This window comes from Escherichia sp. TW14182, from assembly GCF_000208525.1.
Taxonomy (GTDB): Bacteria; Pseudomonadota; Gammaproteobacteria; order Enterobacterales; family Enterobacteriaceae; genus Escherichia; species Escherichia ruysiae.
Genome location: NZ_AEJZ01000054.1, coordinates 1 through 9,269, shown reverse-complemented (window position 1 = coordinate 9,269; position 9,269 = coordinate 1). Strand labels below are relative to the sequence as shown.

Annotated in this window: 13 protein-coding genes and 1 pseudogene; 10 read left to right on the top strand and 4 right to left on the bottom strand. The window is 48.3% G+C overall.

All coding sequences use genetic code 11. The features are described from left to right. Nucleotides 1-211, top strand: a pseudogene (gene quuD, locus EQY_RS0105490) (antitermination protein QuuD); the annotation flags it as partial. Between the two features lie 189 nt (nt 212-400). Here the strand turns inward: quuD and EQY_RS0105485 are convergent. Next, a complete protein-coding gene (locus tag EQY_RS0105485) occupies nt 401-1,498 on the bottom strand; it encodes a porin (protein WP_000737283.1) in 1,098 nt (365 codons plus the stop codon). Between the two features lie 588 nt (nt 1,499-2,086). Here EQY_RS0105485 and essD point away from each other — a divergent pair. Together essD and EQY_RS0105475 are read left to right on the top strand one after the other, a co-directional pair. After that, on the top strand, nt 2,087-2,302 hold the full coding sequence (essD, locus tag EQY_RS0105480) for a phage lysis protein EssD (RefSeq protein WP_000839596.1): 216 nt from the start codon (nt 2,087-2,089) through the stop codon (nt 2,300-2,302). Nucleotides 2,303-2,306: 4 nt separating this feature from the next. Beyond that, nucleotides 2,307-2,651 (top strand): YdfR family protein, encoded by a 345-nt coding sequence (locus EQY_RS0105475; RefSeq protein WP_000193299.1) that lies wholly within the window; start codon nt 2,307-2,309, stop codon nt 2,649-2,651. Here EQY_RS0105475 and EQY_RS0105470 read toward each other — a convergent pair. Beyond that, entirely contained in the window at nt 2,617-2,889 is a 273-nt protein-coding gene (locus tag EQY_RS0105470) for a hypothetical protein (protein WP_024212420.1), read from the bottom strand. The two genes, EQY_RS0105475 and EQY_RS0105470, sit on opposite strands and share 35 nt — an antisense overlap. Before the next feature lie 105 nt (nt 2,890-2,994). On the opposite strand from EQY_RS0105470, the gene EQY_RS0105465 reads away from it, so the two are divergent. Genes EQY_RS0105465 through EQY_RS0105455 form a run of 3 tightly spaced genes read left to right on the top strand, consistent with a single transcriptional unit; the run spans nt 2,995 to nt 4,132 of the window. Then, nucleotides 2,995-3,528 carry a lysozyme gene (locus tag EQY_RS0105465; RefSeq protein ID WP_000992050.1) on the top strand — a complete coding sequence of 178 codons (534 nt, stop codon included), beginning with the start codon at nt 2,995-2,997 and terminating at the stop codon, nt 3,526-3,528. Further along, nucleotides 3,525-3,992: a lysis protein gene (locus EQY_RS0105460; protein WP_000091908.1), complete on the top strand. Its 468-nt coding sequence runs from the start codon at nt 3,525-3,527 to the stop codon at nt 3,990-3,992. Before EQY_RS0105465 ends, EQY_RS0105460 begins: the two co-directional genes overlap by 4 nt. After that, the gene (locus tag EQY_RS0105455; protein ID WP_001139675.1) at nt 3,980-4,132 is read left to right on the top strand and encodes a hypothetical protein; all 153 of its coding nucleotides are present in this window, start codon (nt 3,980-3,982) and stop codon (nt 4,130-4,132) included. The genes EQY_RS0105460 and EQY_RS0105455 overlap by 13 nt, the downstream gene beginning before the upstream one ends. A gap of 351 nt (nt 4,133-4,483) precedes the next feature. On the opposite strand, the gene EQY_RS0105445 is transcribed toward EQY_RS0105455, so the two are convergent. Both EQY_RS0105445 and EQY_RS0105440 read right to left on the bottom strand, forming a co-directional pair. Beyond that, a complete protein-coding gene (locus EQY_RS0105445; RefSeq protein ID WP_000079508.1) occupies nt 4,484-4,894 on the bottom strand; it encodes a DUF1398 domain-containing protein in 411 nt (136 codons plus the stop codon). A gap of 56 nt (nt 4,895-4,950) precedes the next feature. After that, entirely contained in the window at nt 4,951-5,184 is a 234-nt protein-coding gene (locus tag EQY_RS0105440) for a YlcI/YnfO family protein (RefSeq protein ID WP_000105084.1), read from the bottom strand. Between the two features lie 388 nt (nt 5,185-5,572). Between EQY_RS0105440 and EQY_RS0105425 the strand changes: the two genes are divergently transcribed. The 4 genes from EQY_RS0105425 to EQY_RS0105410 all read left to right on the top strand — a co-directional run. Then, nucleotides 5,573-6,118 (top strand): DNA-packaging protein, encoded by a 546-nt coding sequence (locus tag EQY_RS0105425; protein ID WP_000453600.1) that lies wholly within the window; start codon nt 5,573-5,575, stop codon nt 6,116-6,118. Then, complete coding sequence (locus EQY_RS0105420) at nt 6,093-8,018, top strand: phage terminase large subunit family protein (protein ID WP_001027258.1); 1,926 nt, start codon at nt 6,093-6,095, stop codon at nt 8,016-8,018. The genes EQY_RS0105425 and EQY_RS0105420 overlap by 26 nt, the downstream gene beginning before the upstream one ends. Next, nucleotides 8,015-8,221 carry a phage head-tail joining protein gene (locus EQY_RS0105415; protein ID WP_000198149.1) on the top strand — a complete coding sequence of 69 codons (207 nt, stop codon included), beginning with the start codon at nt 8,015-8,017 and terminating at the stop codon, nt 8,219-8,221. Before EQY_RS0105420 ends, EQY_RS0105415 begins: the two co-directional genes overlap by 4 nt. Beyond that, the coding region (locus tag EQY_RS0105410) for a phage portal protein (RefSeq protein WP_000858422.1) at nt 8,218-9,269 on the top strand (1,052 nt) is incomplete at its 3' end. The genes EQY_RS0105415 and EQY_RS0105410, both read left to right, overlap by 4 nt.

The following is a 9,269-nucleotide window of genomic DNA, read 5'->3' as shown; positions in this document are numbered from 1 at the left end:
CCGTCTGAAAAAGAACAACAGCGATTTGCACGATTTATTAGTAGATTATTATGTAGTCGGTATGACATTCATGTCACTGGCAGGTAAGCATTGCTGCTCTGATGGTTATATCGGGAAAAGGTTACAGAAGGCTGAGGGTATAATTGAAGGGATGTTAATGGCATTAGATATCCGGTTAGAGATGGATATCGTTGTTGATAACTCTAATTAATATGCCAATTGTTTACTAAAAGTTATTAAAAATGGGGCGTTGCAACGCCCCCAAAAATAAAGGGTAATATATAACAGAAGGTTTATATAGTTAGAAGCAAGGTTGTGCTCCTAAAGGAAGTGGCTTGAGGGAGCCACTTATATGTTGGGGAGGCAAAGCCTCCCGCAACATATCTTTTTCGTAATCAGATTAGAACTGGTAAACCAGACCTACAGCAACGATGTCATCAGTGCTTACACCGAGTGCTTTAGTGAAGTCATTTTTGTCAAGCAGGTTGATTTTGTAATCAACGAAAGTAGACATATTTTTGTTGAAGTAATAGGTTGCACCTACATCAACATATTTGACTAAGTCCTGATCGCCCCATACTCCAAGATCCTTACCTTTAGATTGCAGGTAAGCAACGGACGGACGCAGACCGAAATCGAACTGATATTGTGCAACAGCTTCGAAGTTTTGAGCTTTATTAGCAACGAAGTGATCAGCAAATACAGTCATATTCTGGGTTTCAGAATAGGTAGTGGCCAGGTAAATGTTGTTAGCGTCATATTTCAGACCTGCGGCCCAAACTTCTGCATTTTTACCGGAAGCAAATACTTCAGGAAGAACTTTCCCTGCATTAACTTGAGTGTCGGTACGATCAGATTTCGCATAAGTTGCACCGATACCGAATCCTTCGTATTCATAGGTAGCAGAGAAACCGAAGCCATCACCGTTACCTTCGGTGTAGTTATCGAAATCGCTACGATCGTTTTTGCCTTGGTACTGAGCAGCAAAGTTCAGACCATCAACCAGACCAAAGAAGTCGTTGTTACGATAGGTTGCAACACCAGTGGTACGACCAGTCATGAACACATCTGTTTGGGTCCAGGTATCGCCACCGAATTCTGGCAGAACGTCAGTCCACGCACCGATGTCGTATGCTACACCGTAGTTACGGCCGTAATCGATTGAGCCGTAGTCACCGAATTTCAGGCCTGCAAATGCAAGACGGGTTTTGTCTTTGGAGGAACCTTGAGATTCAGCGCGGTTGCCTTTGAATTCATATTCCCACTGACCGAAACCAGTCAGCTGATCGTTGATTTGGGTTTCGCCTTTGAAGCCCAGACGAACATAAGTAGTATCACCATCATCTGCATCGTTAGAGGAAAAGTAGTGCTTGGCATTAACTTTCCCGTACAGATCCAGCTTGTTACTGTCTTTATTATAAATTTCAGCTGCCTGAGCAGACATCGCCATCAGTACTGATGCAGCTACAGCAGAAATTGCCACTGTTAATTTTTTCATCGTGAGCCCTTTTTTTTGAACTATTATTAAAAAATGATGTCACTGCGAGATAAATATTCATCTAATCAATGTGATTATTTCAAGATGTAAGTTTTAGTTTCTCATTTAATTTGTGAAGTAGATCTCTATTTTTATCTGAACTTTTTCTATCAAAACCTATTCATGGCTCTTATTTGAACAAAAATAAACCTATTAGCTAATTTATATTAATGGCTGTTATTTATGGGCGTTCTATAATTTGACGGTTTAATTTAAATCAACTAAAAATAACGCCGGAAATTATTTATTGGTTATTTGTTGAGGTTTTCTTATGTATTTGTGGTGGTGTTTTGAACACTCGGTAGCATTCTCATAAATATCATTCAGTGGTTTACGTACGTAAAAAATTGGTTATGCTGTTAAGAGTGGTTACTTCGTCACACAGCTTAAACCCGCCGTCGAGCTGGTTTTTCCATTTTTTGAGTCTCGATATTAGCTGATAACTCAATACCTAAGTTATTCACTGACTCCGAGTCTGTTACGTTTCTGCTTTTTTGCGATACGTTGTATTCCCTCAATTTACACCCGCTTTGTCTGCGAGGTGGGGTTATGAAATCCATGGATAAGTTAACAACGGGTGTCGCCTATGGCACCTCAGCAGGTAGTGCCGGTTACTGGTTTTTACAGCTGCTCGATAAAGTCACGCCCTCACAGTGGGCAGCAATAGGTGTGCTGGGTAGCTTGGTATTTGGCCTGCTGACGTACCTGACAAACCTTTATTTCAAGATTAAAGAAGATAAGCGTAAGGCTGCACGGGGAGAGTAATTCAATGACTCAAAACTATGAACTGGTTGTGAAAGGAACCCGCAATTACGAGGATAAAGTTGCGGTAACTGTAGCATTACAGGAGAAAGAACGCTTAGACGGTGAAATTTTTGACCTGGACATCTCGATAGACCGTGTTGCAGGTGCCGCACTGGAGTTTTATGAGGCAGCAGCCAGGAGGTGCATCAGACAGGTCTTCCTGGATGTCGCTGCCGGGTTATGTGAAGGCGATGAGCAGTCGCCGGAAAAGCGCCCCGTAATTTTAGAGGCGCAGAATGTATGGATAACCTACAAAGGAAAGCTGCCGGGAAGAATTACTGGTTCCCTGAAGATTCCGCCGAAATGGTAGTTTTGTCAGCATAATTTTCTTCCAGCAATGCCGCCAGCCACTTGAAAGAATTTTGTTGTTCCTGGGACCATTTGGGGTTGCGTGATTCAAAATGAATGGATGCCAGCGTTGGCAGCATTTGCTCCCTGGGAATTGATAAGGCCAGATGTGAAAATGCAACAGTGAGGGCATTTACATCATCCCGAAGCCTGGAAATGCAGTCGAGCAACTCCTGTAGAGAAATGGTGTTATTGTCCATAAATAATCCTCTTGATTGTCTTTACCTTTTCCCCGCCTGATTCAACAGGCCGGGACAGATAAACATATCCAGGGTTCAGAAACCGATAAATCCTGATAAATATCCATGAACGCAAAAATCAAATACGGCCTGTCAGCTGCAGTTCTGGCGCTGATTGGAGCAGGCGCATCTGCTCCTCAGATACTTGACCAGTTTCTGGATGAAAAAGAGGGTAACCACACTACGGCATACCGCGATGGTTCCGGCATATGGACCATCTGTCGTGGTGCCACGATGGTGGATGGTAAACCTGTTATTCCGGGCATGAAACTGACGAAGGAAAAATGTGCTCAGGTTAATGCCATTGAACGCGATAAGGCGCTGGCATGGGTGGAGCGCAATATTAAAGTGCCGCTGACCGAACCCCAGAAAGCGGGTATCGCGTCATTTTGTCCCTATAACATTGGCCCCGGTAAGTGTTTCCCGTCGACGTTTTATAAGCGGCTGAATGCCGGTAATCGTAAGGGTGCATGCGAGGCGATTCGCTGGTGGATAAAAGATGGTGGGCGCGATTGCCGCATACGTTCAAATAACTGCTATGGACAGGTTATTCGTCGTGACCAGGAAAGCGCATTAGCCTGTTGGGGGATAGATCAGTGAGCAGAGTCGCCGCGATTATTTATGCTCTGGTTATCTGCATCATCGTCTGCCTGTCGTGGGCGGTCAATCATTACCGTGATAACGCCATCGCCTACAAAGAACAGCGTGATAAAAAAGTCAGTGAGCTGAAGCAGGCGACCGCCACCATTACTGACATGCAGCAACGCCAGCGTGCTGCTGATGTACTCGATGCTAAATACACGAAGGAGTTGGCTGATGCGAAAGCTGAAAATGATGCTCTTCGGCGCAAGCTTGATAATGGTGGTCGGGTGTTCGTCAAAGGAAAATGCCCTGTGCCATCCTCAGCCGAAACCTCCAGCGCCTCCGGCATGGGCAATGATGCCACCGTCGAACTCTCTCCAGTTGCTGGACGAAACGTTCTCGGTATCCGGGACGGAATTATCCGCGACCAAACAGCACTGAGAACGCTTCAGGAATACATCAGGACGCAATGCCTTCGATGATAGCGATAATTTTACTCATCATCCTTCACATCTGGCTCTGTAGACAGGATGGTGATCACTTCTGGAGTGAATCCAGATTAAACATCTCATTGCTGATGCTTGATATTGAGCATCTTGCGCGCGGTAAGGGGCTGCGTTGAGATAAGAGCCAGTCATTACAAATACCAGGATTTAGCCTCGCATTCGCGGGGCTTTTTATTGCCATTACAAAAGCCACTTCCTACAGAGTGGCTTTGATAATGGTTTATACCCTACACGGGATAACTTAACTGATATCCCTTTTAAAGGATAAAGGTATTCAAGCCTGACACATCATGCGCTGTATCGTCGCCGTATTCCCGTATTAACAGAGACCGTAGCCCGACGGGGAACTCCTTCTGCGCGAGTGTGCGGGAATAATCAAAAACGATGCACACCGGGGTTACCGGGTACACATATTTCATCATGCCAGCGAGTCCGGTTCTGGCACGGAAGAAACCGGACGTTATGATTTAGTGCGGAAATATTTGTGTAGTGTTCTGAATGTTCTCAGTAAAGAGTAATGAATTATCAAAGGTATAGTAATACCTTTTGTTTTCGTGGATATTTGTAATCCATCTGAAAACCCCTGCTGTAGCAAGATTTTTCCTGTATTCGTAAAATGATAACTCTCCTGATTTGAATCCTTTTAAGGTGGCTTCTATAAGGCATTTATTTTTTGAAAATCTTACATTTACAACCTTACCCTGTCCTTTTATTAAAACCGTATTATCGTTTTCAAGAACAAGATGAATATTCTCTGTAGCTAAATAGTAAATGTAATGTGAGACATTGTGACGTTTTAGTTCAGAATAAAACCAGTGATAGTTTAAATTATTTCGCACTTTATCGAATATTTGTTTAAAAATGGCAACCTGAGCCATTGTAGTACCTTCCATGTGATATGAGGGGCGTAGTCTGCACGATTATCTAAATTGCTTCAATCTGGTCTGATCTGTTTTCTGAGCAATTCAGTAATGTCACTCTTTTCTTTGTTTGCTTCAGGAGAAACTCTTTTTTCTGAGCACAGTCTCCGGCGGCAGGCTTCAATGACCCAGGCTGAGAAATTCCCGGACCCTTTTTGATCAAGAGCGATGTTAATTTGTTCAATCATTTGGTTAGGAAAGCGGATGTTGCGGATTGTTGTTCTGCGGGTTCTGTTCTTCGTTGACATGAGGTTGTCCCGTATTTAGTGTCGCTGATTTGTATTGTCTGAAGTTGTTTTTACGTTAAGTTGATGCAGATCAATTAATATGATACCTGCGTCATAATTGATTATTTGACGTGGTTTGATGGCGTAGATGCACGTTGTGACATGCAGATGATAATTATTATCATTTTGCGGGTCCTTTCCGGCGATCCGACAGGTTACGGGGCGGCGACCTCGCGGGTTTTCGCTATTTATGAAAAATTTCCGGTTTAAGGCGTTTCCGTTCTTCTTCGTCATAACTTAATGTTTTTATTTAAAATACCCTCTGAAAAGAAAGGAAACGACAGGTGCTGAAAGCGAGCTTTTTGGCCTCTGTCGTTTCCTTTCTCTGTTTTTGTCCGTGGAATGAACAATGGAAGTCAACAAAAAGCAGCTGGCTGACATTTTCGGTGCGAGTATCCGTACCATTCAGAACTGGCAGGAACAGGGAATGCCCGTTCTGCGAGGCGGTGGCAAGGGTAATGAGGTGCTTTATGACTCTGCCGCCGTCATAAAATGGTATGCCAAAAGGGATGCTGAAATTGAGAACGAAAAGCTGCGCCGGGAGGTTGAAGAACTGCGGCAGGCCAGCGAGGCAGATCTCCAGCCAGGGACTATTGAGTACGAACGCCATCGACTTACGCGTGCGCAGGCCGACGCACAGGAACTGAAGAATGCCAGAGACTCCGCTGAAGTGGTGGAAACCGCATTCTGTACTTTCGTGCTGTCGCGGATCGCAGGTGAAATTGCCAGTATTCTCGACGGGATCCCCCTGTCGGTGCAGCGGCGTTTTCCGGAACTGGAAAACCGACATGTTGATTTCCTGAAACGGGATATCATCAAAGCCATGAACAAAGCAGCCGCGCTGGATGAACTGATACCGGGGTTGCTGAGTGAATATATCGAACAGTCAGGTTAACAGGCTGCGGCATTTTGTCCGCGCCGGGCTTCGCTCACTGTTCAGGCCGGAGCCACAGACCGCCGTTGAATGGGCGGATGCTAATTACTATCTCCCGAAAGAATCCGCATACCAGGAAGGGCGCTGGGAAACACTGCCCTTTCAGCGGGCCATCATGAATGCGATGGGCAGCGACTACATCCGTGAGGTGAATGTGGTGAAGTCTGCCCGTGTCGGTTATTCCAAAATGCTGCTGGGTGTTTATGCCTACTTTATAGAGCATAAGCAGCGCAACACCCTTATCTGGTTGCCGACGGATGGTGATGCCGAGAACTTTATGAAAACCCACGTTGAGCCGACCATCCGCGATATTCCGTCGCTGCTGGCGCTGGCTCCGTGGTATGGCAAAAAGCACCGGGATAACACGCTCACTATGAAGCGTTTTTCCAATGGTCGTGGCTTCTGGTGCCTGGGCGGTAAAGCGGCAAAAAACTACCGTGAAAAGTCGGTGGATGTGGCGGGTTATGATGAACTTGCTGCTTTTGATGATGATATTGAACAGGAAGGCTCTCCGACGTTCCTGGGTGACAAGCGTATTGAAGGCTCGGTCTGGCCAAAGTCCATCCGTGGCTCCACGCCCAAAGTGAGAGGCACCTGTCAGATTGAGCGTGCAGCCAGTGAATCCCCGCATTTTATGCGTTTTCATGTTGCCTGCCCGCACTGCGGGGAGGAGCAGTACCTTAAATTTGGCGATAAAGAGACGCCGTTTGGCCTCAAATGGACGCCGGATGACCCCTCCAGCGTGTTTTATCTCTGCGAGCATAATGCCTGCGTCATCCGCCAGCAGGAGCTGGACTTTACTGATGCCCGTTATATCTGCGAAAAGACCGGGATGTGGACCCGTGATGGCATTCTCTGGTTTTCGTCATCCGGTGAAGAGATTGAGCCGCCGGACAGTGTGACCTTTCACATCTGGACGGCGTACAGCCCGTTCACCACCTGGGTGCAGATTGTCAAAGACTGGATGAAGACGAAAGGGGATACGGGAAAACGTAAAACCTTCGTGAACACCACGCTCGGTGAGACATGGGAAGCGAAAATTGGCGAACGTCCGGATGCTGAGGTGATGGCGGAGCGGAAAGAGCATTATTCAGCGCCCGTTCCTGACCGTGTGGCTTACCTGACCGCCGGTATCGACTCCCAGCTGGACCGCTACGAAATGCGCGTATGGGGATGGGGGCCGGGTGAGGAAAGCTGGCTGATTGACCGGCAGATTATTATGGGCCGCCACGACGATGAACAGACGCTGCTGCGTGTGGATGAGGCCATCAATAAAACCTATATCCGCCGGAATGGTGCAGAAATGTCGGTATCCCGTATCTGCTGGGATACTGGCGGGATTGACCCGACCATTGTGTATGAACGCTCGAAAAAGCATGGGCTGTTCCGGGTGATCCCCATTAAAGGGGCATCCGTCTACGGAAAGCCGGTGGCCAGCATGCCACGTAAGCGAAACAAAAACGGGGTTTACCTTACCGAAATTGGTACGGATACCGCGAAAGAGCAGATTTATAACCGCTTCACACTGACGCCGGAAGGGGATGAACCGCTTCCCGGTGCCGTTCACTTCCCGAATAACCCGGATATTTTTGATCTGACCGAAGCGCAGCAGCTGACTGCTGAAGAGCAGGTCGAAAAATGGGTGGATGGCAGGAAAAAAATACTGTGGGACAGCAAAAAGCGACGCAATGAGGCGCTCGACTGCTTCGTTTATGCGCTGGCGGCGCTGCGCATCAGTATTTCCCGCTGGCAGCTGGATCTCAGTGCACTGCTGGCGAGCCTGCAGGAAGAGGATGGTGCAGCAACCAACAAGAAAACACTGGCAGATTACGCCCGTGCCTTATCCGGAGAGGATGAATGACGCGACAGGAAGAACTTGCCGCTGCCCGTGCGGCACTGCATGACCTGATGACAGGAAAACGGGTGGCAACGGTACAGAAAGACGGACGGCGAGTGGAGTTTACGGCCACTTCCGTGTCTGACCTGAAAAAATACATTGCGGAGCTGGAAGTGCAGACCGGCATGACACAGCGACGCAGGGGACCTGCAGGATTTTATGTATGAAAACGTCCACCATTCCCACCCTTCTGGGGCCGGACGGCATGACATCGCTGCGTGAATATGCCGGTTATCACGGCGGTGGCAGCGGATTTGGTGGGCAGTTGCGGGCGTGGAACCCACCGGGTGAAAGTGTGGATGCAGCCCTGCTGCCCAACTTTACCCGTGGCAATGCCCGCGCAGACGATCTGGTACGCAATAACGGCTATGCCGCCAACGCCATCCAGCTGCATCAGGATCATATCGTCGGGTCTTTTTTCCGGCTCAGTCATCGCCCAAGCTGGCGCTATCTGGGCATCGGGGAGGAAGAAGCCCGTGCCTTTTCCCGCGAGGTTGAAGCGGCATGGAAAGAGTTTGCCGAGGATGACTGCTGCTGCATTGACGTTGAGCGAAAACGCACGTTTACCATGATGATTCGGGAAGGTGTGGCCATGCACGCCTTTAACGGTGAACTGTTCGTTCAGGCCACCTGGGATACCAGTCCGTCGCGGCTTTTCCGGACACAGTTCCGGATGGTCAGCCCGAAGCGCATCAGCAACCCGAACAATACCGGCGACAGCCGGAACTGCCGTGCCGGTGTGCAGATTAATGACAGCGGCGCGGCGCTGGGATATTACGTCAGCGAGGACGGGTATCCTGGCTGGATGCCGCAGAAATGGACATGGATACCCCGTGAGTTACCCGGCGGGCGCGCCTCGTTCATTCACGTTTTTGAACCCGTGGAGGACGGGCAGACTCGCGGTGCAAATGTGTTTTACAGCGTGATGGAGCAGATGAAGATGCTCGACACGCTGCAGAACACGCAGCTGCAGAGCGCCATTGTAAAGGCGATGTATGCCGCCACCATTGAGAGTGAGCTGGATACGCAGTCAGCGATGGATTTTATTCTGGGCGCGAACAGTCAGGAGCAGCGGGAAAGGCTGACCGGCTGGATTGGTGAAATTGCCGCGTATTACTCCGCCGCACCGGTCCGGCTGGGAGGCGCAAAAGTGCCGCACCTGATGCCGGGTGACTCACTGAACCTGCAGACGGCTCAGGACACGGATAACGGCTA

Coding starts and splice junctions, on each gene's coding strand:
- EQY_RS0105485 (WP_000737283.1), bottom strand. CDS start 1,498: ATGAAAAAATTAACAGTGGCAATTTCTGCTGTAGCTGCATCAGTACTG.
- essD (WP_000839596.1), top strand. CDS start 2,087: ATGAAATCCATGGATAAGTTAACAACGGGTGTCGCCTATGGCACCTCA.
- EQY_RS0105475 (WP_000193299.1), top strand. CDS start 2,307: ATGACTCAAAACTATGAACTGGTTGTGAAAGGAACCCGCAATTACGAG.
- EQY_RS0105470 (WP_024212420.1), bottom strand. CDS start 2,889: ATGGACAATAACACCATTTCTCTACAGGAGTTGCTCGACTGCATTTCC.
- EQY_RS0105465 (WP_000992050.1), top strand. CDS start 2,995: ATGAACGCAAAAATCAAATACGGCCTGTCAGCTGCAGTTCTGGCGCTG.
- EQY_RS0105455 (WP_001139675.1), top strand. CDS start 3,980: ATGCCTTCGATGATAGCGATAATTTTACTCATCATCCTTCACATCTGG.
- EQY_RS0105445 (WP_000079508.1), bottom strand. CDS start 4,894: ATGGCTCAGGTTGCCATTTTTAAACAAATATTCGATAAAGTGCGAAAT.
- EQY_RS0105440 (WP_000105084.1), bottom strand. CDS start 5,184: ATGTCAACGAAGAACAGAACCCGCAGAACAACAATCCGCAACATCCGC.
- EQY_RS0105425 (WP_000453600.1), top strand. CDS start 5,573: ATGGAAGTCAACAAAAAGCAGCTGGCTGACATTTTCGGTGCGAGTATC.
- EQY_RS0105415 (WP_000198149.1), top strand. CDS start 8,015: ATGACGCGACAGGAAGAACTTGCCGCTGCCCGTGCGGCACTGCATGAC.